At 57.1% G+C, this 22412-nt stretch carries 20 protein-coding genes; 5 read left to right on the forward strand and 15 right to left on the reverse strand.

Features of this window, described 5'->3' with window-relative positions:
- Positions 1 to 79: 79 nt before the first annotated feature.
- From ACR0L4_RS15530 to ACR0L4_RS15545, 4 genes are all read right to left on the reverse strand, one after another.
- Positions 80 to 1363, reverse strand: a complete 1284-nt coding sequence (locus tag ACR0L4_RS15530) for a TRAP transporter large permease (protein ID WP_480514171.1) — start codon at positions 1361 to 1363, stop codon at positions 80 to 82.
- Between the two features lie 61 nt (positions 1364 to 1424).
- Positions 1425 to 1961, reverse strand: a complete 537-nt coding sequence (locus tag ACR0L4_RS15535) for a TRAP transporter small permease (protein WP_480514009.1) — start codon at positions 1959 to 1961, stop codon at positions 1425 to 1427.
- A 93-nt stretch (positions 1962 to 2054) separates the two neighbouring features.
- The gene (locus ACR0L4_RS15540; RefSeq protein ID WP_480514011.1) at positions 2055 to 3107 is read right to left on the reverse strand and encodes a TRAP transporter substrate-binding protein; all 1053 of its coding nucleotides are present in this window, start codon (positions 3105 to 3107) and stop codon (positions 2055 to 2057) included.
- Between the two features lie 23 nt (positions 3108 to 3130).
- Entirely contained in the window at positions 3131 to 4180 is a 1050-nt protein-coding gene (locus ACR0L4_RS15545) for a pyridoxal-phosphate dependent enzyme (RefSeq protein ID WP_480514013.1), read from the reverse strand.
- A 125-nt stretch (positions 4181 to 4305) separates the two neighbouring features.
- Between ACR0L4_RS15545 and ACR0L4_RS15550 the strand changes: the two genes are divergently transcribed.
- The 4 genes from ACR0L4_RS15550 to ACR0L4_RS15565 all read left to right on the forward strand — a co-directional run bounded on the left by ACR0L4_RS15550 (position 4306) and on the right by ACR0L4_RS15565 (position 8027).
- Positions 4306 to 4770 carry an Lrp/AsnC family transcriptional regulator gene (locus ACR0L4_RS15550; protein WP_480514015.1) on the forward strand — a complete coding sequence of 155 codons (465 nt, stop codon included), beginning with the start codon at positions 4306 to 4308 and terminating at the stop codon, positions 4768 to 4770.
- Positions 4771 to 4963: 193 nt separating this feature from the next.
- Positions 4964 to 6118, forward strand: a complete 1155-nt coding sequence (locus tag ACR0L4_RS15555) for an amidohydrolase (protein WP_480514017.1) — start codon at positions 4964 to 4966, stop codon at positions 6116 to 6118.
- Positions 6115 to 7278, forward strand: coding sequence for a M24 family metallopeptidase (locus tag ACR0L4_RS15560; RefSeq protein WP_480514019.1), 1164 nt, complete (start codon positions 6115 to 6117; stop codon positions 7276 to 7278). The genes ACR0L4_RS15555 and ACR0L4_RS15560 overlap by 4 nt, the downstream gene beginning before the upstream one ends.
- An 8-nt stretch (positions 7279 to 7286) precedes the next feature.
- Positions 7287 to 8027, forward strand: a complete 741-nt coding sequence (locus ACR0L4_RS15565) for a maleate cis-trans isomerase family protein (RefSeq protein WP_480514021.1) — start codon at positions 7287 to 7289, stop codon at positions 8025 to 8027.
- Positions 8028 to 8132: 105 nt separating this feature from the next.
- Here ACR0L4_RS15565 and ACR0L4_RS15570 read toward each other — a convergent pair whose 3' ends face one another.
- From ACR0L4_RS15570 to ACR0L4_RS15620, 11 genes are all read right to left on the reverse strand, one after another.
- A complete protein-coding gene (locus tag ACR0L4_RS15570) occupies positions 8133 to 8756 on the reverse strand; it encodes a class I SAM-dependent methyltransferase (RefSeq protein ID WP_170752791.1) in 624 nt (207 codons plus the stop codon).
- Between the two features lie 9 nt (positions 8757 to 8765).
- Positions 8766 to 9524, reverse strand: a complete 759-nt coding sequence (gene pssA / locus ACR0L4_RS15575) for a CDP-diacylglycerol--serine O-phosphatidyltransferase (RefSeq protein ID WP_480514024.1) — start codon at positions 9522 to 9524, stop codon at positions 8766 to 8768.
- On the reverse strand, positions 9525 to 10199 hold the full coding sequence (locus ACR0L4_RS15580) for a phosphatidylserine decarboxylase (RefSeq protein WP_170752787.1): 675 nt from the start codon (positions 10197 to 10199) through the stop codon (positions 9525 to 9527).
- Positions 10200 to 10522: 323 nt separating this feature from the next.
- Positions 10523 to 10975, reverse strand: a complete 453-nt coding sequence (locus ACR0L4_RS15585) for an SRPBCC family protein (RefSeq protein WP_480514026.1) — start codon at positions 10973 to 10975, stop codon at positions 10523 to 10525.
- A 107-nt stretch (positions 10976 to 11082) separates the two neighbouring features.
- Positions 11083 to 11895: an XdhC family protein gene (locus ACR0L4_RS15590; RefSeq protein WP_480514028.1), complete on the reverse strand. Its 813-nt coding sequence runs from the start codon at positions 11893 to 11895 to the stop codon at positions 11083 to 11085.
- 12 nt (positions 11896 to 11907) lie between these two features.
- On the reverse strand, positions 11908 to 13095 hold the full coding sequence (locus ACR0L4_RS15595; RefSeq protein WP_480514172.1) for a vWA domain-containing protein: 1188 nt from the start codon (positions 13093 to 13095) through the stop codon (positions 11908 to 11910).
- Entirely contained in the window at positions 13095 to 13946 is an 852-nt protein-coding gene (locus ACR0L4_RS15600; protein ID WP_480514173.1) for an AAA family ATPase, read from the reverse strand. The genes ACR0L4_RS15595 and ACR0L4_RS15600 overlap by 1 nt, the downstream gene beginning before the upstream one ends.
- A 119-nt stretch (positions 13947 to 14065) precedes the next feature.
- Complete coding sequence (locus tag ACR0L4_RS15605) at positions 14066 to 16483, reverse strand: aerobic carbon-monoxide dehydrogenase large subunit (RefSeq protein WP_480514030.1); 2418 nt, start codon at positions 16481 to 16483, stop codon at positions 14066 to 14068.
- Complete coding sequence (locus ACR0L4_RS15610) at positions 16480 to 16974, reverse strand: (2Fe-2S)-binding protein (protein ID WP_170752777.1); 495 nt, start codon at positions 16972 to 16974, stop codon at positions 16480 to 16482. The genes ACR0L4_RS15605 and ACR0L4_RS15610 overlap by 4 nt, the downstream gene beginning before the upstream one ends.
- A gap of 12 nt (positions 16975 to 16986) precedes the next feature.
- Positions 16987 to 17820, reverse strand: a complete 834-nt coding sequence (locus ACR0L4_RS15615; protein WP_480514032.1) for an FAD binding domain-containing protein — start codon at positions 17818 to 17820, stop codon at positions 16987 to 16989.
- Positions 17821 to 17959: 139 nt separating this feature from the next.
- The gene (locus ACR0L4_RS15620) at positions 17960 to 19060 is read right to left on the reverse strand and encodes an MHYT domain-containing protein (protein ID WP_480514034.1); all 1101 of its coding nucleotides are present in this window, start codon (positions 19058 to 19060) and stop codon (positions 17960 to 17962) included.
- Between the two features lie 345 nt (positions 19061 to 19405).
- On the opposite strand from ACR0L4_RS15620, the gene ACR0L4_RS15625 reads away from it, so the two are divergent.
- Positions 19406 to 22312, forward strand: a complete 2907-nt coding sequence (locus tag ACR0L4_RS15625) for a hypothetical protein (protein WP_480514036.1) — start codon at positions 19406 to 19408, stop codon at positions 22310 to 22312.
- The last annotated feature ends 100 nt before the right edge of the window (positions 22313 to 22412 follow it).

Raw genomic sequence — 22412 nt, forward strand, 5'->3', positions numbered from 1 at the left:
GGTCATTGGAAGTCCCGGTCTTTGTGGTTTGGCCGTGTTCATAGGTGGCAGGGCTTGTCCAAGCCCCAGCCACCCTGTTTCAGAACGCTGCGAGATCCCGGAGAAACAACGCGATGCCTGGGAAAAAGATCAGCAGGGCCGTCATCATTGCCAGAATCGCGAAGAACGGCAAAGTCCCCCGGATCACTTCCAGATATGGTTTTTTAAAGATCGCAATAGCAGTGAAGATATCGCAGCCAAACGGTGGCGTTGCCGATCCGATGGCCATTTGCAGCGTGACCATCACTCCGACCAGAACCGGATCGAGTCCCGAGGCATCCACGATCGGCACGAAGATCGGCGTGAGGATCACCAGCACAACCAGCGAGTCGACGAACATGCACCCCACAAAGAAACACAGCGCAATAATGAACAGGATGTATTCCTGCGACGCGCCTTCCAGGTTCAGCGGCTCTAACAAGCCCTGCGGGATTTGTTCGAAGGAAATATACCAGGAAAACGCCTGACCGATCCCGACAAGGATGAAGACAACCGCCGTAATCAATCCAGTGCTGAGCGCGGAATCCAGCACGTCGTTCAGCTTTAGCTCGCGGTAAATCACGCATTCCACGATCAGCGCGTATAGCACCGAGAATGAGGCCGCCTCGGTCGGGGTTACTGCACCAGAATAGATACCGCCAACGATCAGGACCGGGAACCCAAGCGGCAATATGGCCTTGCGAAACGCGGCGCGTCGTTCAGCCCCGGATTTCTTTGGCACCAGCGCGATCTGGTCGCCCTGCAGGACGCTGTAGAAATAGCAATAGACCGAAAACATCAGCGCCAGAACAACGCCCGGACCAATTCCTGCGATGAACAGCTCGCCCACACTGGTATTGGCCAACGTCCCGTACAGAATCATCCCGATGCTCGGGGGAATAAGAAAGGCGATGTCGCTGGCATTGATGATCAGCGCCATGACAAAACTGTCCTTATACCCCGCCTTCAGCAGCTTTGGCCGCATAATCTGACCAATTGAAACCACCGTCGCCTGGGTCGAACCCGAAACCGAGCCGAACAATGTGCAGCTGATACAGGCCGTGATCGGCAACCCCGCCCGGCGATGCCCGACATAGGCCTCGATCAGGCCCAGCAGGTTATTGGCCGTATGCCCCCGCGCCATGATATCGGCGGCGAGTATGAACATCGGCACCGCGATCAGCGCGTTTGGCGAGATACCCGTCACCATCTGCTGAATGACGACGCCGGTATCGCTTTGCGAGAAATGGACAAGACCGATCAGCGTGGCGACAGCCAGAGGTACGACCATCGGGTAGCTGAGAAACAGCAACACCACCATGGTCACCACAAGCGTGAAGGTTATGACGTAAATATCCAGCTCACCGGCCAGAATATCCCCGAAAAATGCTAGGATTTCCGACATTTCAGACCCCCACATCCAGGGCGTCTTTGTCCTCGACCTCGTACGAGTGCCAGACACCGACATGGGTGACGTTCATGATGAAGGCGATCAGATATTGCAGGCTGGCCATGAACAGGCCCACGGGGATCACTGAATAGATGATATAGACCGGGAATTGCAGCGCCGGGCTCAGGCGGTTCAGCTCTTTGATCTCAAGCACGTAGAACACGGATTTATAGGCCAGAAAGGCCAGCAGTATGCTGGTAGTGATCGAGATCAGCGTCAGGATCACCTTTTTGGACCGGCGGGACAGCGTGTCGTAAACCGCCGTCATGCGAATGTTCCGACCTTTGCGAACCGCATAGGCAAAGCCAAAGAAGGTCACGCTGACGATCAGGAACTGGTTCAGCTCTTCCGAAAAGAACAGACTTTTGCCAAAGGCATAGCGGCCAATGGCGTTTACGGTCGAATTCACCATCATCAGCAAAATGGCCAGGATGATGACGAATTTCTCGATGAACTCGGTGCCCTTGCTCAGGGCGATCAATGCGCTTTTCATGACTTTCCCTCCCTCGGCCCGCCCCCTCAGCGGTCCGTAAATGAAAGGCGCGACGCCTGAACGAGACGCCGCGCCTTCCAGTCGTGTCAGCTTTTATTGCGACGCATTGCTCACCTCGTTGAGCAGGCCGGCCAGGATCTTCTGGGCTTGCTCACGTGCCGCAGGTTTTTCGGCGTCGTCATAGGCGTTTTCGACCACGTCAAAGAAGGTTTCGTGCAGCGTGGCGCTTTGGGCTTCAAAGACCGCGCGCTCATCCTCGGTCAGGACGATGACCTGCAGATCGGGGCGCTCGGCCTTGATCTTGTCCATGTTTTCCAGGTTGATCTTGATCTGATAGTCATGCGCCGCCTGTTCGCCCTCGGCGATGGCGTTCTTGACCATCTCTTGCTGATCTGCGGGCAGACCGCTGAACCATTCGCTGTTGGTGGAAACGGTGCCCACGTAAGGCAGCTGGCCCGGGAAGATCAGGTAATCCTGAACCTCATGCCACTTGGCGTTGTAGATGAAATAGATCGGGTTCACCATGCCATCGACGGTCTTCAACTGCAGCGCGCCATAGACCTCGCCCCAGGACAGCGGCGTCGGGTTGGCGCCAAATGCTTTGAAGGTTTCCACGGGAATGGTCGAGGTGAAGGTACGGATCTTTTGACCTTCGAAATCCGCCGGGCTGCGGATCGCCTTGTTCGCGCCCCAGGCCATGTCACCTTCCGAGATCATGGTCAGCAGCTTGAGGTTCACCTTCTCGAATTTCTCGCTGAGGTCTTCATAGATGGTCGGGCTGGTGGTCAGAACTTCGCGGATTACGTCGACATCGCCGCCCAGAACATAGGGCAGATCAAGAACCTGCGCCTCGGGCACATATGATCCCAGGTGGCCGGTGCCGACAGATACGAACTGAACCGTGCCTTTCGATGTCAGCTCGACAATATCGTTCTCGGTGCCCAGCTGGCCATAATAGTAGATGCGCACTTTGATATCGCCGCCGGACTGTTCTTTGATGCTTTCGGCAAAGGCCTGGGCAAAGATATCCTGCACATCGCCCTTGTCCTCTTCCGAGGCGAACTTCCAGGTATCCGCAAAGGCTGCGGTCGTCAGACCTGCGGCGACTACGGCCGAGGTAAACAGCTTGCTAAAGACAGATTTCATTCTGTTGGTCCTTTCTTGCCCGCTCATGCGAGCCCTTCTGAGATGATGACAAGAGGACGCAATTCCTTCGTCCTCGCCTGTTGGGTGGGTCTTTTGCACATCGCCCCGTAACCCGCCGCCCCCGAGGGCGTGGTCGCGATGCCAAGTGCCGTGACAGCTTCTGCGGCTGCCTTGCCTTCTTCTTCGGAAAGGGTTTCGTAACGCACGTCGCAGCGTTCCAGCACATCCCAGGCCACGATCGAGGGTGCCTTGCAGTCCAACCTGCCCATATTGGAATCCGGCCCGTCGCTGCGCGTGGCCTGTCCGGCCAGATGGCTGGCCCGCAAACAGGATGCAGCGTCAGGTTCGACAATGATCAGTTCAGGCTGTTCCGCCCAGTTCAGACGGATCATATGGGCCATCGCTGCGGCCAGCCCTCCGACACCTGCCTGCAGATAGACATGGGTGGGCCACAAGCCCGACGCCTGAAAGTGCTGGCGCAATTCCTCGGCGATGACGCAATAGCCTTCCATCACCAGTTTCGGAATCTCGGTGTAGCCGGGCCAGGTGCCGTCGGCCAAAAGCGTTGCGCCAGTGGTTTTGGCGTCAGCAATGGCGGCGGCGACACTGTCGTCATAAACATCGCCCGAACGGACAACCTCGGCCCCCAACGCCCTAAGCCGTTCACCAAACCCCTCGGGTACGGTGTTGGCAAGATGTATTCGTGCCGTAGCACCCATCGCACGCGCCCCGGCGGCAACACCCAGGCCATGATTGCCGGCACTGGCGCACACAAATGTATGGGTCGCTGCAAAGTTGCGAAAATCGGTATCTCTCAGTTGTGCAAGAGAAAGCGTTTTACCGGTTTCGTCCCGCCAGGCCGCCTCAAGGATACGTACGACGGCATAAGGCGCACCCAAGGCTTTGAAAGCGCCAAGGCCCATTCGATCCGTTTCATCCTTGACAAGTACGTGTTGACCGTCAGGACCTTCGAACTCGGTCAGCGGTGAAGCCGAATAGCGGTCCTGTGCCTGAAAAAACTTCAGGGCGCGGGCGAAATCCGGTTCAAAGCTGAGGTTTTCGGTAAGTGTCATGGTTTTTTTATCTGCGTTTGTCATCAACACAGATTTTGCATAACTCGACTGTTCCTATTTATCGTTATTCGCCGTAATCTCGATAATAAATTGCACACCTGACATGGTAGCAGCGGAGATTTTTCATGAGAGCCGAACTTGATGATGCTGACACGACAATCCTAAGAACGCTGCAAAAGGACTGTCGAATCGGGCTGGAACAGCTTGCGCAAGAGTGCAGCCTTTCGGTGCCGTCTGTGCAGCGACGCTTGAAACGGCTGCGGGACTCCGGTCTTATTCTGAAGGAGGTGGCCGTCCTTGATCCGTCGCATTTCGATTTCAGAATGACATTCGTCGTTCTTGTGGAACTTGACCGGGAATCGCTTCAGCAACTCGATGTTTTTCGCAAACGCGCCAGAAACGAACCGCAGGTCCAGCAATGCTATTACGTGACCGGTGACGCCGACTTTATTCTCGTCTGTGTTGCCCGGGACATGCAGGACTACGAAGAACTGACCCATCGGTTGTTCTTCGACAACTCGAACGTGCGCCGCTTTCGTACGTCTGTCGCGATGGATCGCACGAAGATCGGCCTGGACCTGCCGATCTGACCAGTCGACGGCCATACCGGTAGCCGACGCAATGCGTTGAGTCGGTTGTTTCCCATCGAAACATCGTACTTTCGTATAATTCCATCTGGACTTGCAGCTTTGGCGCAAGTTTTTCTGCCTTGCAGGCGGAAACTTGATGCAACTCGTGCATCGCGGCTGTGTAAGGTCGACGCAACGATACGTGGATGACGACATGAGCGACTTTGAGACCCGTTTGATACAGCTTCGGCAGGATTTGCATCGCAACCCCGAACTGGGCTTTCACGAAACCCGGACAAAGCTGGTCGTGGCAGAGCGTCTGCGCGACCTTGGGATAGACGTGCACGAAGGCATTGGTGTTGTCGGCGTGCTCAGGTCCGGGGACGGCAACAAGGCCATCGGGTTGCGTGCCGACATGGATGCCCTGCCAATCACCGAAACCTCGGAACATGACTATGTCTCGACGTCGTCAGGTGTGATGCATGCTTGCGGTCACGACGGGCATACAACCATGCTTCTCGGAGCTGCGGAACGTCTGACCCAAGACCCTGCTTTTGACGGCACTGTCGTGTTCCTGTTCCAACCGAATGAGGAACACGGCCTGGGCGCGCGTGCGATGATCGACGAAGGGATACTTGAACAGTTTCCGGTTGAGGAGGTTTATGCAATCCACAATCTTCCCGGTGCACCCACTGGCCAAATCTCGACGCGCACCGGAATTATCTGCAACAGCGAAACACTTTTTGAGATCGCCCTGGAAGGACAAGGCGGCCATGCCTCGATGCCGCAGACCGGTGTCGATGCCATAACGGTCGGCGCTGAACTTGTGCTTGCATTGCAAACAGTGGTCGCGCGAAAACTCGCGCCCGCTTCTGGCGCAGTTGTCTCCGTCACCGAATTCCTGACCGACGGTCAGCGAAACGTCCTGCCGGGCAATGCGACGCTTAAGGGCGATTTCCGGGCCAGATCACCCGAGGATCGTGTCGCCATAGAAGGCTTCATGCACCAGATTGCCGAAGGTGTGGCCGCGGCGCATGGAATTAAGGCATCAGTGACGTTCGACACCCAATTCGTCGAAACCATAAACGCCAAAGCCCCGGTCGAGGCGGTATATCGCGCAGCCGAGGCCTGTGGGTCCGATCTGATCCGCGCGCGCGAACCAATGAGCTTTTCTGAAGACTTCGCGCAGTTTTCGGCCGCCATACCGGGCTGTTTTCTTTTGCTCGGCAACGGTGAAACCGGACCCCATGGCAGGCCACTTCATTCATCGGACTATGACTTCAATGATGCCCTGCTGCCGATTGGGTCTGATTTTTGGGTCAGACTGGTCCAAGACCGTTTGCCCGTTCGAAAGGATCAACAGTCATGAGCGCCCCAGTTCGCGGTTTCAGCAACGAAGAATACGCAGCCCGCACGGCGGCGGCACAAGCGAAGATGGCCGAAACCGGCATGGCAGGCATGTTGCTAACCACCGAACCGGATGTGCGATATTTCAGCGGGTTTTACACTTTGTTCTGGCAAAGCCCGACCCGCCCGTGGTTCCTGTTCATCCCCGCATCAGGCAAGCCCGTTGCAATCATTCCCGAGATCGGTGCGGACCTCATGCGCCGCACCTGGGTCACTGATATCCGCACCTGGAGCGCCCCGGCCCCCGAAGATGACGGTATCAGCCTCTTGACTGATCTGCTGGCGCCGTATGCCAACCGTGGCGAGACGGTTGGTCTGATGAAGGGCCATGAAACCCATCTGAGGATGCCTCTTGGTGACTACGAACGGCTGATTGCTGGCTTGAACGGGCTCGTGATCGACGACGCAACCCCGATCATGCGGCAATTGCGAATGGTGAAATCCGAGGCCGAGATCGAAAAACTGTCGCATATCTGTGCCATCGGGTCGCGTATCTTTGCCCGAGTGCCCGAAATTGCGCAGGAAGGTCAGCCGCTTGAAGACCTGTTCAGAGCGTTCCGCCGCGAAGGGTTGGCGCAAGGTGCCGACGATGTTCCGTATCTTGTGGGGGGGGCGGATGCCGGTGGCTACCATGACGTGATCTCTCCGCCGTCGCGCCGCCCGCTGGGGCACGGTGATATCCTGATGCTCGACACAGGTGCTATCTGGGACGGATACTTCTGCGATTTTGACCGAAACTGGGCCATCGGCAGTGCTGATGATGCTTCGCGTCGCGCTTATGACGTACTTTGGCGCGCGACCGAAGCAGGGATCGCTGCTGCCCGTCCCGGCGCCTCTTGCCGAGATCTTTTCCAAGCCATGCAGAAGGTGATTTCCGAGTTGGACGATCAGGGCGGCGACGTAGGCAGGTTGGGTCATGGCCTTGGCATGCAGCTGACCGAATGGCCGTCACACACGACATGGGATTCGACCGAGATCACCGAGAACATGGTGCTGACCCTTGAACCTTCGCTTGGCTACGGCGACGGTCGGGTCATGGTGCATGAAGAAAACATCGTTGTGCGCGCGGGTGGCGCGGAACTTCTGACCACGCGTGCCGCGCCCCAGCTTCCCATCATCTGAGGCCCATCATGAAGCTTGAATTTCAAACAGACGACGGCATCGGGACGCGCGCAAATCTTGGCGTGATCGTCCTTGAAACGGACGAGACGCTGGAGAATGAGTTTTCCCGCATCATGAACCTGAGCGGCGTCGCGCTTTATCACAGCAGAATACCCATGGTGCCCGAGATCCGGCCTGAAACCCTGGCGCGAATGGAACAGGACTTGCCCGCCTCGGCGCGGCTGTTGCCACCTTCTCTGCGTTTTGACGCCATTGGTTTCGGCTGCACCTCTGCATCAACGGTAATCGGGTCCGAGAATGTCGCCGACGCCATCAGGACCGTCTGTCCGGACGCACGTGTCACTGATCCGCTGGCGGCAATTATCGCTGCGGGTCGACACCTAGCGGCACGACAGCTGGGTTTTGTGACCCCATACGTCCCCGAGGTTTCTGCCGGAATGCGGTCAAAACTTGAGGAGGCCGGGTTTCAGATCACCAGTTTTGGCTCGTTCGAGGAAGGCAACGATCAAGTTGTTGCCCGAATAACTGAAACATCGATCCTTGCAGCCATTGAAAAGGTGGCGGCGCAGGCACCCTGCGACGCCGTGGTTGTTTCCTGCACGAATCTGCGATGCCTTGACGTCATCCGTCAGGCGGAAGAGCAGATCGGGGTTCCGGTCCTTACAAGCAACCAGGCGCTGGCCTGGCACATGCTTCGTTTGGCTGGTGTCGATGACCCCTGCACCGGGTATGGTCGCCTCTTCCAATAGGGCGGTCGGCTTGGGTTTACCCTTTGCAATACAAACCAAGTTGGAGGACACACATGGGGTTGCTCAGCGTCCTGTGTGTGACGGCATCTGGTTGTTTTCCAGTTGCTATGCACCTGCAGATTTTTTCAGAACAAGAAAAGTCATCATACCCATCGGTGGAAGAGGCCTTTGTTCTTCAACGGTTAGCGTGTCCTCTTGCAGCACGGTTTCGATGTCGAAATCGGAATGCCAACCGATTGTATTTGCGATAGGAGCAAACGCGCGTTCCAACGCAGCAAGCAGCCCCTGATTTCGTTTGAAATGGTTGGTTATCACCACTCTTCCACCGGGTTTGCAAACCCGCGCTATTTCCATCATCACCTTTTCCGGTTCCGGAACAACGGACAGAACATGCATCGCTGCAATCATGTCGAAACACTCGTCCGGGAAGTCGAGCGTCCGGGCATCCATTTGCCTTAGTTCCGCGACATGGCTGAGCGACAGGGACCTGACTTTCTCGCGTGCCTTTTGCAGCATGTCCTCGCTGAAATCGATTCCTGTCACCAGCGTGTCGGGCCCGTAATGCTCAAGTGACAGCCCGGTGCCCACGCCAACCTCGAGAACCTTTCCAGGATGTCTATTGATGTAGTCTACCGCGTGTTGTCTGCCGGCATTGGTGAGGGCCCCAAAGGTCTTGTCATAGACAGGTGCCCAGCGAGCATATGAGGTTTGAACGGCTTTGATGTCCATATCGGGTTCCTAGCGGTTAGAAGGTACTTCCTTTTCGAGCCATGCCCACGCAACCATTCCCACATACCCGACACAAAGCGCGATCAGCGTAATCCAGGCAAATGTCAGCAGCGTCGCCCCCACAACAGCGACACCAATCAGGAAAAACTTTGCGTTCTCGCGCGAAATCCGCGTGGTCTTGAAAGACCATGTCGGTATGCGACTGACAAGCAGAAGGCCAATGAAAACCATATAGAGGCATATCAATACACTGGGCAGCAATGGGGCATCCGCGAATGCGAAAGACAGATACATGGGGAGCATGACCAGCAGCGCCCCCGCAGGGGCCGGGACCCCCTGGAAATAAGCGCTGTCGTGATCGCAGGTCTCGGATTTGCTGTCCACATTGAACCGGGCAAGGCGCATGACACAGCACACAGCAAAAATCAGAACGGCTAGCCATGCCGCGCTTCGAATATCCTGCAAGGCCCAGAAATAGAGCACGAGCGGCGGCGCGACCCCGAAATTCAGGAAATCTGCAAGTGAATCCAGCTCGGCCCCCATTTTGCTGTCGCTGTTGAGCAGTCGCGCAATGCGTCCGTCCAATCCATCCAGCACGCAGGCCGCGATGACTAGCTGCACGGCAAGCACGTAGTTGCCCTGAACGCCAAATCTGATAGCTGACAGTCCCGCGCAAATAGCCGTTATGGTCAAGGCATTGGGCAAAAAGTGGATCAGTGTAAAACCGGTCTCTTCCTGCTTGGATGGGTCTGCCACTGTTCCAGCCACCTATTTTTCTTCAGACCTGCCAAGACTGGCAAGGATGGTTTCGCCCGCAATCATCGTTTGCCCGACCTGCACCTGCAAGCCTACGCCTTCGGGAAGATAGACATCCAGCCGAGACCCGAAACGGATCAACCCAAATCGCTCTCCGGTCTGCATCGCTTGGCCCGGTTTTACGAAGCAGACAATCCGTCTGGCCACCAGACCGGCAATCTGAACGACGGCGAGGTCCTGACCCGTCTCAAGCCTGATGCGCAGACTGTTGCGTTCGTTGTCGGCGCTAGCCTTGTCCAGGGATGCGTTGAAAAACTTGCCGGGGCGATAGGCAACTGCCGTAACCTCGCCTTTTGTGGGAGTCCGGTTCACGTGACAGTTGAAGACACTCATGAACACGCTGATGCGGGTCAGGGGCGTGTCGGGCATCCCAAGTTCTTTCGGCGGCACTGCCGTTTCGATCAGCGAGACGACCCCGTCTGCCGGACTGACGATCAGGCCGTCCCCTTTCGGCGGCACGCGTTCGGGGTCGCGAAAGAAATAGTAGCACCAGATCGTCAGGCCAACGCCAATCCAGCCCAGAATGTCTGAAAGCAGAAACAGACCGACAGTTATGGCGGCAAAGATCGCGACAAACCGAATACCTTCCGGATGCATCGGTTTGATGAACGTATCGCGCATCCGCATCGCAATCTTTCCCTTAGGTCAATGTATGGCACTTTCATAAGTAGATTGGAGCGGAACGCAAGCGTGACTGGCCAAGACTGAACCGGAAAAACAGTTTTGTCCGACACCGAAAGACTTACCGCACCAAACAGCGGTGCATATTCGCTTTTGGGGGTAAAACATCACCCGGTCTCTTGGCGCAAAACCGCAATGCCCAATCGAATGAGCGTATCGCTCGGAATTGTCATTGGCAGCTCTATTGGGATGCTCCCTAAACACAGTCACCCAAATACAAGCCCCAGCCTTCCGACGGAACGGTTAAACAGTCCTTTGCGGTGCCGCGCTTAGTCCACAAATTGCTCGGCGACGATGTCCGCGAAGCTGTCAAAAAACTTGCCTGAAAGTTTTTTGGCGGTTCCCGCAATTAACCGGCTGCCCAGTTGCGCGATCTTTCCACCGACATCAACTTTGGCGGTGTATGACAGAACGGTTTCATCCCCGTCGGCCACAAGGGTGACATCCGCACCCCCTTTGGCAAAACCGGCAGCGCCGCCTTTTCCTTCGCCGGTCAACGAAAACCCGTCCGGTGCTTTTGAGTTATCCAAAGTCACGTCGCCACTGAACCGCGCTTTGACCGGGCCGACTTTCAATACAACCTTGGCCTCAAGATGTTCTGGCGAATGTTGTATCAGTTCCTCGCACCCGGGAATGCATGCGCGCAGTACATCGGGATCATTCAGTGCCCGGTACACTGCGTCTTGCGGGGCGGCGATGCGGATTTCGTCTGTCAGTTCCATTTGAGAGGTCCTTGTCTCAACAGCATTTCGGGAATACGCGGAGGGCAGCTTCGGTTGCTTCTTCCGGTGTCAGCTTCGGGTGTTCCCCCCGGATGGATTTCAACCAGCTAAGCCATTTTTTCATCATGCGATGTCTCCTCGGATGTACCAGAGTTCCGCCACAGGATGATCTCTGCCAGGATCGACAGGGCAATTTCGTGCGGATCAATAGCGTGAATGTCCAGACCTGCAGGGGACTTGAGCCGCTTGGTCTTCTCGGCGGCAAGTCCCTGCGCCTCAAGCCTGTCGCACAGCACCTTGGCTTTCCGCCGGCTCGCAACCATTGACACACACCGGGCCGGGGTTTCCAACGCCGCCTTTAAGGCAACGCCATCGCCTTGTCCTTGCGAGGCAACCACAACGAAGTCGCGTGGTTCTACGCTCAGGGTTCTGAGATCGTTCGGGTCGAAGCCGTTAAACTCGACAGCGTTCTCAGAATCCTCAGGCACGAAAACACGCAACCCAGCAAGTGATGCGTGAGAGGCAAGCGCGTGCGCGATCGGCGAGTCTCCAAAAATGATCAGACGCGGTGCCGCCTGGTAAGGCTCTATCAGCAGATCAACCGTGCCTCCCGACGGGCACCCGCTTTTGAAGGTTTGAACACCGTCCGGGTCTGTCATAGCCACAACCTTATCCGAGGGTTTTACGCGGATCATTTGCGGGGTGCCCGCCCGCAGGGCCTCCTGCGCGGAAGCTCGAACGGCGCGCTGTACACAGGCGCCGCCCAGATGTCCCAAAATGCGCCCATCCCGAGTGACCGCAGCCTTGCCGCCTGCTTTGGCTGAGGTTGCATCGGCCGTGCGCAGGACCGTTGCCAGGCAAAAGGTGTCACCGTTGCGGCGCAACTCTTCAATCGTATCGAAAATGTCAAAAGCTGCCATGATCGTGCCCTTTCACAGTTTACGGAATTCAGGTTCCAGCGCCGCCAGCGCGTCGAGCGTGTTGGCGGGCAGATGCGCGTCGAGGTAAGGTTCTGCGGCCTGCATGGCGGCCGCAGTGGGTTGATAGTTTTGCCAGCCTTTCAAAGGGTTCAGCCAGACAATCCGCCGGGCCTTGCGCCGGATCCGCGCCAATGCATCTGCCAACGCCTGTGGAGCCGAACTGCAATAGCCGTCCGAAAGGATCACGACGACGGTTCGCCCGTTCAATGCCCGTGCCCCGTATGCGTTCAGAAACCGCTCCAGACTGCCCGAAATATCAGTGCCGCCACCGAATCCTTCGGCCATGAGAGACAACCGTCCGGCCGCGCGCAACGAATCGTGATCGCGCAGTGCATCCGTGACACGCATCAGACGCGTGTGGAACAGATAAGCGTCCGCTTCGGTTCCGCTGCCAACCAAACCTTTGAGAAACGAGAGAAAAACCCGTGAGTAGACGGTCATCGACCCGCTGACGTCACACAGCGCAACGATCCGCATCGGGCGTGGTGGGCGGGCCCGATAGTAAATGTACAACGGCTCTCCACCTCTTGACAGGCTGGCGCGTTGGATACGCCGCATATCCAAAGCCTTCCCCCTTGCGGCCTGTTTTCGACGCCGCGAGCGCCGGTCGCGAATGGCTTTTGCAAACCGGGTCGCGACCTGTTCTGCCTGCCTCAATGCCGCGTCATCCATCAATTCGCGCAGATCGCGACGCGCCAGATTGACAGTCTGGGTTGCAATCAGTTGCCCGTCTTTGCCTTCGGCCTCGCCATCGCCGGGGTCGGGTGTTGTGCTTTGGTCCAAGCCCGAACCTGCATCCTGCGCGTCCGTTGCGGCCTGCTCCCAAATCATTGGCTTGGCGGACTGCACCCGAACATGTTTGGTGTTTGCGGTTCCGCTGCGTTGTTTTCCGACGTTGAACCAGTAGGCTTCGAACAGATCGTCAAACCGCTGCCAGTCTTCGCTGCTGCCGGACAACAGAACGCGCAGGGCTTCCCGGGCTTGTTTGAAATCCGTCGCGTCAATGGCGGCAAGCGCTGCCAGCGCATCCGCGGTTTCGGCGGGCCCCACGCCTATCCCGTTCACGCGAAGATGCGCCATAAATCCGCCCATGCGGTCCGCCAATCCTGCTGCGCGGGAAGGAAAGCGGGTGATCTGCATCACGCGACCTTTCCGATCAGCCGATCCAGGACTTCGGGCGGAGCAGCATCATAGTCAGACGCGGTTTTCAACAGACACACAAGGGTGGCCTGAACCTCTTCGCGGGACCGAGCCAGATCATTTACGCCCAATCCTGAAAGAGCGGCCGCCCAGTCCAGCATCTCGGCAATACCGGGCGTCTTTTCAAGATCTTCCTTCCGCATCGCCTGGACAACACCAATGATCTGCCGAGCCAACACGCCCTCGACTTTGGGCATGCGTGCTTTCAATATGGCCAACTCTGTTTCGCGAGACGGGTAGTCAATGTGGCTGTACAAGCACCGACGGCGCAGTGCATCAGACAGGTCCCGAGTTCCATTGGCCGTCAGGACAACGATTGGCCGAGATCGCGCTTTTATTGTGCCAAGTTCAGGAATCGTGATCTGAAAGTCCGAAAGTATCTCAAGCAGATAGGCCTCGAACTCTTCATCCGCTCGATCAATCTCATCGATCAACAGTACCGGCGGGACGTCTTGGCTGATTGCCTCCAGCAAAGGTCGTTTCAACAAGTAGTCGTCCGAAAACAGGTGTTCTTCGCGTGTACCGCCTTGTGCATCGCTTGCGCGAATAGCGAGCAACTGCCGTTGATAGTTCCACTCATAGATGGCGTGGTTCGCATCCAACCCTTCGTAGCACTGCAAACGGATCAACCGCGCGTCTCGATGAGCGGCAAGTGCCTTTGCGACTTCGGTTTTACCGACCCCAGCCGGTCCTTCCAACAGTAACGGCCGGCCCAATGCCTGTGCCAGATGCAACGCCATCGCCAACCTGTTATCGGCAACATAACCCTGCGCGGCCAATCCATTCTGCATTTCACTTAAAGTCAAAACCAGGATCCATTCTTCATCTGGCCAAAAATATCCCGGGGGAGGTGCGGAGGAGGCTGACCCCCTCCGCCTGGTCGGACCGGCATCAGCCGGTCCGAACCCAGTTATCCATGCATCCCCAACCCATTGGCAATCTTCCAGATTCGCCAGTGGTCGTGCGGCATGTGACTTTGAACCAACCCAAACGGTCGGAACGCATCATGCACCGCGTTCGAGAAAGCAGGCACGCCGCCCACATTTGGACTTTCCCCGACACCCTTGGCCCCAATCGGATGATGCGGCGACGGTGTCACCGTGTGATCGGTGGTGTAATTCGGCGTCTCCCAGGCCGTCGGCAGGAAGAAATCCATCAGCGTGCCGGTCTTCACATTACCCATCTCATCATAGGCAATCTCCTGACCCATGGCGATGGCCAAAGCTTCCGTCACTCCGCCGTGGACCTGGCCTTCGATGATCATCGGGTTGATGCGCGTGCCGCAGTCGTCCAAAGCGTAGAATTGCCGGACCTCCCATTCGCCGGTATCTACGTCGATCTCCATGACGCAGACATAAGCTCCGAAAGGATACGTCATGTTCGGCGGGTCATAGTAGCTGACCGCCTCCAGCCCAGGTTCGAGACCGGGGATCGCCTGATTGTAGGCGGCAAAGGCGATCTCTTTCATGGACTTGAACCGCTCGGGCGCGCCTTTGACCGCAAACCGATCCACGTCCCATTCGACATCGTCGTCATGGACCTCCAGCAGATAGGCCGCGATCATCTGCGCTTTGGCGCGGATCTTGCGCGCGGCCATTGCCGTTGCCGCACCGGCCACTGGCGTCGACCGGGACCCATAGGTTCCCAGCCCATAAGGTGCGGTGTCGGTGTCGCCTTCCTCCAGTGTGATATCATCGGCGGGCAGACCGATTTCACTGGCGATGATCTGTGCAAAGGTCGTCGCATGGCCCTGACCCTGAGAGATTGTTCCCAGTCGCGCGATGGCAGAGCCCGTCGGGTGGATACGGATTTCGCAACTATCGAACATGCCCAGCCCAAGGATATCGCAGTTCTTCACAGGTCCTGCACCGACGATTTCAGTAAAATGCGTCAAGCCAATCCCTAGCAGTTTGCGTGTCTTACCTGCTTTGAAATCCTCGATCCTCTGCGCCTGTTCGGCCCTTAGACCGTCATAGTCGACTGCCTTCAGCGCCTTGTCCCAGGCAGTGTGATAATCGCCCGAGTCATACTCCCAGCCCAGCGCGGACTGGTATGGGAACTGATCGGCCTTGATGAAGTTGATCCGGCGCAGCTCGGCTGCGTCCATGTTCAGCTTGATGGCCAGAACCTCAATCATGCGTTCGATGAAATACGCGGCTTCGGTCACCCGGAAAGAGCAACGATAGGCCACGCCACCCGGCGCCTTGTTGGTGTATACGCCGTCCACAGCAAGATAGGCTGTCGGGATGTCATAAGACCCGGTGCAGATGTTCATGAACCCCGCTGGGAACTTGGTCGGGTCGGCGCAGGCGTCAAAACCGCCGTGGTCTGCCGTGGTGTGGCACCACAGGCCGGTGATCTTACCGTCCTTCGTCGCGGCGATCTTGCCCTGCATCCAGTAGTCGCGCGCAAAGGCGGTCGACATCAGGTTTTCCATCCGATCCTCAACCCACTTCACGGGCTGGCCAGTCACGATCGACGCAACTACAGAACAAACATATCCGGCGTAGGCCCCAACCTTGTTGCCGAAACCGCCACCGATATCGGGGCTGATCACCCGGATATTGTGCTCGGCCAGACCCGAGATCAGCGACACAACCGTCCGGATCGCATGTGGAGCCTGGAAGGTGCCATAGAGCGTCAGCTTGCCGGTTACCTTGTCCATCGACGCCACGCAGCCACAGGTCTCCAGCGGGCACGGGTGGGTGCGATGGTAGTAGACCATCTCTTCGGCCACCACATCGGCCTCGGCCAGAATAGCCTCGGTCGCGTCTTTGTCGCCCTGTTCCCAGGTGAAGATGTGGTTGTGATGCTTGCGAGGGCCATGCGCGCCTTCGGTCTGCCCCTCAAGGTCTTCGCGCAGGACAACATCGGATTTCAGGGCCTCAAACGGGTCGGTCAGAACCGGCAGTTCTTCATAGTCGACCTCGACCAGTTCCACCGCATCTGCCGCAATGTAGCGGTCTTCGGCAACGACATAGGCAACTTCCTGGCCTTGAAACAGGACCTTTCCGTCGGCAAGTACCATTTGCTTGTCACCGGCCAGCGTCGGCATCCAGTGCAGGCCAAGTGGCGACAGGTCTTCGGCAGTCAAAACGGCGATCACGCCGGGCAACGCCAAAGCGGCCTCTTTGTTCACGCTGACGACGCGTGCGTGCGCATAGGGGGAGCGTACAAAGTCACCGAACAACATTCCATCCAGCTTGATGTCATCGACATAGTTGCCTTTGCCCTGGGTAAAACGGACATCTTCGACGCGTTTGCGCGAACTGCCCATCCCTTTGAGATTGGCGGCGCGTTCTTCGGGGGTCAGAGTCTGGTCATTCATTCCGCAGCCTCCTTCTGAGCGTTCAGCATGTCAGCCGAAGCCGAGATCGCCTTGACGATGTTCTGATACCCGGTGCAGCGGCAAAGGTTCCCGGCCATGCCAAAGCGGATGTCTTCTTCGGTCGGGTTCGGGTTTTCCTGTAGCAAGCGATGCGCGCGGGTGATCATGCCAGGCGTGCAGAAGCCACATTGCAGCCCGTGATGTTCGCGGAACATTTCCTGCAGAACGCCGAGGCTGCCGTCATCGTTGGTCAGTCCTTCGACGGTGGTGACATCGGCCCCGTTCACCTGCGCCACAAAAGTGGTGCAGGACTTGACGGACTTGCCGTCGATATCGACGGTGCAGGCGCCGCAATGGCTGGTCTCGCAACCGATATGAGGGCCGGTGATTTTCAGATCTTCCCGCAGGAAGTGGATCAGCAGCGTGCGCGGCTCGGCCAGACCTTCGACCTGCTTGCCGTTCACGGTCAGTTTGACGTGCATTTTGGACATGATTTCCTCCCCTCAACCCGCGCGGCTTTGCGCACGGTCGATGGCGCGGCGCAGCATCACGGCGGCCACATGTTTCTTGAATTCGACAGGCCCACGATTGTCGGCCACCGGATCGATTGCGGAAAGCATTGCGGTCACACAGCCTTCGACATCTCCGCCCGCCAGGGCGCTGCTGGCGCTTTCGGACCAGATGGGCGTATCGGCGAGATTGGTCATCGCAACCGAGGCCTGACCGTTGCCGACGATTACAGCCGCAGCAGCAGTCGCGTAGTCCCCGATCTTGCGCTTTTGCTTTTCATAGGCCTGACCGACACCTGAACCCGGCACAGGGATCGAAATCCGCGTCAGAATTTCTTCATCGTCCCGCGCCGTGAAATAGGCAGCTTCATAAAAATCACGCGCGGCCACGTTGCGGCTTCCGTCAGGACCTGCCAGTACGAATGTTGCGTTGAGACACTGCATCAGCCCCGGCATGTCATTGCCCGGATCGCCATTGGCCACATTGCCACCAACGGTGCCCATGTACCGCACTTGGGGATCCGCAATCTGTAATGCCGCCTCGCGGATCAAAGGAATGGCCGCGGCCAGACCGTCATGAGTAATCAACTCATGCTGCGTGACCATCGCACCCAGGGTCACGGTGTCGGACCCGAATTCGATGCCCCTGAGTTCGTCAATGGCCTGAAGATCGACCAGATGGCCCATCTCGGCCATGCGCAGTTTCATCATCGGGATCAGGCTGTGCCCCCCCGCGATCACGCGCGCCTCGTCTCCGTGCTCCTGTAAAATGCCAATGGCCGAGGCGATATCGCCTGGCCGGTGATACTCGAAACCGGCTGGTATCATCTTTTTCCTCCCTGGGTCCGGACAAATTGCCTTGGGGAACCTGGCCTCAGGAAAAGATGGGAGGACCGTCTGTGCCAGCCAATGAAAACAGGGCGCGCAGCTTGTTTCACGAAATGCGAATAAGCTGCACGAGTTGCGATCAGAGGCCCAAAGCCTCGCGGATGTCGTTGAGGCGGGATCGACTGACTGGAACTTTGGCCAATGCGTCGACGCCGTCAAAATAACAGGTGCCGTTGTCCTTGTGGCGCTCAAAGCTCGATACATGTTTTGGGTTCACCAGATAGCTGCGGTGCGCCCGCAGAAAACCGTCAGGTTTCAGGCGCGATTCGGCCTCGGTGATCGACCAGGGGCAGAACAGTTTCTCGGCACCCAGGTAAAGAACGGTGTAGTGCCCTTCGGCCCGGACTGCCGCGATATCACCAGCCGGGCTGAAAAATGTCTGGCCCTCACGCTCGAATGGGACACCTGCCCGCATCTGAACCGGGGCAGCCTGTTCCGGATCGGGCGTGTCCAGCTGCGCCTCTTGCTCTGGCTCAAACCCAAAGAATGTCACCCCTGTCAGCAGAAAAGCTCCGCAGATCAGGAAAACCGCCACCGTAACACCCATGGCAAGCACCTGATTGTTCAGCGCCGGACCGGCGCCGCCTGTATTCTCGCTGGCGACAAAGTCGGTCAGTCCCGTTGCCACGAAGTGCATGGTGAACACCGCCATTCCGAAACAGACCGTACCAAGCAGAATGTTGCGTTGCGTTCGATTGTCATAGGCCACCCAGATGGCCAGAACCGACAACACCACGGATGCTAACGTTGCGATCACCACGTCCTGCACATTGTAGACCGGGCGGCAAAGCTCCATCCCGGCCATTCCGATGTAGTGCATTGCGACGATGCCAAGCCCCACGATCACGCCGGCACCAACGATGGTTGGCAGAGTTCTGGGACGAAAATGCAGCAAAAGTAACGCCAAACCCACCATCAGAATGGCAACCAGCGCCGAAATCAATGTCACCAAGGCGTCATAGTAGAACAGGATTGGAAGCTGCAGACCCAACATCGCGACAAAGTGCATGGACCAGATGCCACCACCCAAAATGATGGCGGCAAGCGCAACTATGAATTTCCGCTTTTGACTATCTAGTTTAGACGCGCCATGGGTCAGGTAGAGACCTGTAAACCCGGCCATAAGTGCCACGGCCAAAGAGGCCGCCACGAGCCACGCATTGTGCGAATAGTCCAACATGAAGATGTACGCGCCCTCCCCAGCGCGTGTTTGACGTTATCAAACTGAAATTCGTGATACAAATGTCAGTTTTGTACGTGTTTTTCCCAGTGACCTATTGGACCTGTCTCATGCGAGGGTCTTGGTCAACACATAGCGAAAATTCATGGTATCATGGCCAAAAGCAAGGTCGATTATGCTTTGCCGACGGTTTGAGCAAGATGGGCAAATGGCGGAAAACCCACCCCTACTTCTGCCAATCACTCCATTTTCGATGATCGTCGAATGGCGAGGCCGGACCGTTGTGTGACCCATTTTTGTTTTCACGAGTTTTTCGGTTTGGCACAGACGTTTGGAGGACGGACGATGCATACCATTTCTCGTGATATTGACGGTGGCGAGACCTTCAATCTGGTCATTGATGACGACATTCACCTTGAGGGCAAAATTGACGGTCGAAGCGCGCTCAATCTTGTCAGCACAACCGGGTCTATAACGATTGATGGAAAAATTGACGGTGCCAGCTCTGCGTCGCTGACGGCTTTTGGCGATATCGTTATCGGAACGGAGGATGACCCAGGTGGATCAAAATGTGATGGCCGAAGCACCTTGGTGGCGACGTCGAGCGGCGGCATCGTCGAACTAAAAGGCAAGATAGACGGCAACAGCAATGTGCGCGTCGAGGCCCGTGGCGATATCTCGATCGGCACGACGGGCGGCAGCGGGGATCGGAAGATTGACAAGGACAGCAACGTACGCCTGACCAGTCTCGATGGTTCGGTGAGCATCGGAGGAAAGATCGACAATGCCTGCAAGGTCGAGATTTCTGCGGGCGGGTCGGTCTCGATTGCCACCGAAGGAGGTGACGATGAACGCAAGATAAACAATGATTGTGATGTCCGCGCCACCGCAGGCGAAGACATCTTTGTCGACGGAAAAATCAGCGATGAATGCCGTGTGGACTTCGTTGCCTGCGGTGAAATCGAAATTACGGGGGACATCGTTCGCGGGGCGGCTGTGCGCCTTGCGGCGCAGTCATCCCGGATCGTTGTTGCAGGTAATGTGCGGGACAACAACACAAGCGTCCAGTTCTGGCCTGAAGGTGCGTTGACCATCGAGGGCGAAACCGACGACGATACCGTTCTTGAGACCGACTGGATTGGCGGCGTCTGGCCCTGTCCTGGCAGTTTTGATGGCGAATCCGGAACGCTGTTCCGCAACTGGGGCTGGAGCTACGGGTTCGCGTATTCCAAACGCATTCAACCGCAAAGTCTGGCAGAACTGGTGGCGGCAATTCAGGACCTCGGGGCGGACGACAGGGTGAAAGCGATGGGAGGGGCGTGGTCCTTCGGTGACGCGGTTCTACCCTTCGCAACTCAGGATGAAGTTAATGCTGTTTCCATTCAGGATGGCCGGGGTCCGGTAGAACACGATTTTCGAAACACGCTTATGGGGCGGGGTGGTCGCGAACGTCTGCCAATTGATCTCAGACCCCAGACCTTTGATCAGGGCTATCGTCAGGGACGGCGCTACAATCAACAAGCGCTGGCAGAGGAGGTTGCGCCGGGACCGAACATGCCGTTCGCGTCGGACCGCTACAGCATCATTGATACCCGCGGTCTTCGAGGCAGCCTGCAAGCGGACATGGCGCGCGTCCTGGGACAGGACGCGCAGGCTGCAATTGAAAACGGGTCCCACTATGTCTGGGTTGAGGCAGGGATCACCATGGCAAACCTGAACGTGTTGCTTGATCACCAGAGCCCGCGGTTGGCGCTCAGAGCCAGTGGGGGATCACCGGGTGCTACTTTGGCCGGAACCATTGCAACCGCAACCCATGGGGGCGAGTTCCGCTGGCCGCTTCTGGTCGACATGGTCCGCGCGATACATCTTGTCGGTCCCGGCGGTCTGGAATGGTGGATTGAAGGCGAGACCCCGATTGCGGATTTCGAAGCTGTTCATGCCTTGTACCCCGGTGTGGAACAAGAGCGTTTTATTACTGGCGCATGGGAGGGCTTGGACGATCTGACCGGGCAGGACGTGTTAAACGCGCTGATCGTATCGATGGGAACTATGGGTGTTGCCTATTCCATCGTACTTGAAGTGGTGGAACAATATGGGTTGGAACAGCGCACCGTTTCGCTGGGGTCATGGGGACGGCTTCTTGGGCTTGCCGATGTCCGCATGGACGATCTGCGAGACGGCGATATCGAAAGCAATCATCGCGTGTTGGATTTTCTGATTGACGGTGCCGCCAATGGATCCGGGATTGCGGCGACCGACAACGTCTATGTCGATCTTGCCATCAATCCGATCAACCGCGCGTGTTGGGTGGTCAATCGGCGGGTCACCGAGCGGCTACCGCTCGATCCCAATCCACTTCCGCTGGATTTTGACACGTATCTTTCGACTGCGGATGCAATGCTGTCACGCAACTCAAAAACTATCCTTGTGGCCGATCTCCTGGCGGACGCGACTTTGGGTCGGCTCCATGATTTCCTGAGCTACGGCACAAGTGTGCTGGACCTTGCGAACAATGTGGATCAACTGTCCCGTCTGATCGGTTTCGTGACGTCGCGCCCACAGATATTGGCGACGCTTTTGTCCACAATAAATGTGCAGGCGGTTCTGAACGAGATCGAAAACAGACCCGCCGATCGCGGTCATCAGTTCCTTGGCGACATCCTCGACACGGTTCTGCACGCTCTTCAGGGAACACGCGAAGGACTGACGTCAACCACGACAGGAGTGTCCTACGAGGTCGGCGCCATAGGCTGGCCAGAAGGCGGCATACCGGGTAGAGGCATTGAGGTTGCGTTGCATCGTGATGTCGCCTTCACCTATCTTCAGCGCACGATTTTCGATGCCATTCTGGATCCGCTCATGAATGGGGAAAACAACCCGCTCATTGGGTACATCTCGATCCGTGTTTGCCCAGCCACGCGGACATTAATGGGAATGCAGCAGTTCGAGCCCTATTCGGTTATGGTCGAGGTCGTGGGCCTGCGCACTATCGAATCCAATGTCCTGATGGACGAGATTCAACGCGAAACACTTCGCCTGAACCGTGAGGACGGCCTTGATGGCGTGTTGCACTGGGGACTCGAAACGGACCAGATGATCGCAGACGATCTCAACCACATGCCGGTGAGACAGCCCATGGTATCCAACCCCGGCTACCGCCGCATCGACGCTTGGCGCGCCATCCGGCAGATGTTTGGTGAAGGGCAGCCTGCAAGTTTCGACAACAATTTTGTTCGCAGACTCAATTTGTAGGAATTTCGATAGCCTAGCCAAGTACGGCGACCCAACCTGCTTGAGGGATTCGCCAATTCATGGCACCGAATGCCGGTTCGCCTTCAAGCCCAGCTGGTTT

Source organism: Ruegeria sp. AB5 (genome assembly GCF_056542645.1).

Excerpts from the sequence above, each read along its gene's own strand:
- ACR0L4_RS15600 (WP_480514173.1), bottom strand. The coding sequence starts at position 13,946 with ATGCAGAATGGATTGGCCGCGCAGGGTTATGTTGCCGATAACAGGTTG.
- ACR0L4_RS15550 (WP_480514015.1), top strand. The coding sequence starts at position 4,306 with ATGAGAGCCGAACTTGATGATGCTGACACGACAATCCTAAGAACGCTG.
- ACR0L4_RS15605 (WP_480514030.1), bottom strand. The coding sequence starts at position 16,483 with ATGAATGACCAGACTCTGACCCCCGAAGAACGCGCCGCCAATCTCAAA.
- ACR0L4_RS15555 (WP_480514017.1), top strand. The coding sequence starts at position 4,964 with ATGAGCGACTTTGAGACCCGTTTGATACAGCTTCGGCAGGATTTGCAT.
- ACR0L4_RS15580 (WP_170752787.1), bottom strand. The coding sequence starts at position 10,199 with ATGCGGATGCGCGATACGTTCATCAAACCGATGCATCCGGAAGGTATT.
- ACR0L4_RS15625 (WP_480514036.1), top strand. The coding sequence starts at position 19,406 with ATGCATACCATTTCTCGTGATATTGACGGTGGCGAGACCTTCAATCTG.
- ACR0L4_RS15545 (WP_480514013.1), bottom strand. The coding sequence starts at position 4,180 with ATGACACTTACCGAAAACCTCAGCTTTGAACCGGATTTCGCCCGCGCC.
- ACR0L4_RS15595 (WP_480514172.1), bottom strand. The coding sequence starts at position 13,095 with ATGCAGATCACCCGCTTTCCTTCCCGCGCAGCAGGATTGGCGGACCGC.
- ACR0L4_RS15590 (WP_480514028.1), bottom strand. The coding sequence starts at position 11,895 with ATGGCAGCTTTTGACATTTTCGATACGATTGAAGAGTTGCGCCGCAAC.
- ACR0L4_RS15610 (WP_170752777.1), bottom strand. The coding sequence starts at position 16,974 with ATGTCCAAAATGCACGTCAAACTGACCGTGAACGGCAAGCAGGTCGAA.
- ACR0L4_RS15585 (WP_480514026.1), bottom strand. The coding sequence starts at position 10,975 with ATGGAACTGACAGACGAAATCCGCATCGCCGCCCCGCAAGACGCAGTG.
- ACR0L4_RS15565 (WP_480514021.1), top strand. The coding sequence starts at position 7,287 with ATGAAGCTTGAATTTCAAACAGACGACGGCATCGGGACGCGCGCAAAT.
- ACR0L4_RS15535 (WP_480514009.1), bottom strand. The coding sequence starts at position 1,961 with ATGAAAAGCGCATTGATCGCCCTGAGCAAGGGCACCGAGTTCATCGAG.
- ACR0L4_RS15540 (WP_480514011.1), bottom strand. The coding sequence starts at position 3,107 with ATGAAATCTGTCTTTAGCAAGCTGTTTACCTCGGCCGTAGTCGCCGCA.
- ACR0L4_RS15620 (WP_480514034.1), bottom strand. The coding sequence starts at position 19,060 with ATGTTGGACTATTCGCACAATGCGTGGCTCGTGGCGGCCTCTTTGGCC.
- ACR0L4_RS15570 (WP_170752791.1), bottom strand. The coding sequence starts at position 8,756 with ATGGACATCAAAGCCGTTCAAACCTCATATGCTCGCTGGGCACCTGTC.
- ACR0L4_RS15560 (WP_480514019.1), top strand. The coding sequence starts at position 6,115 with ATGAGCGCCCCAGTTCGCGGTTTCAGCAACGAAGAATACGCAGCCCGC.
- ACR0L4_RS15615 (WP_480514032.1), bottom strand. The coding sequence starts at position 17,820 with ATGATACCAGCCGGTTTCGAGTATCACCGGCCAGGCGATATCGCCTCG.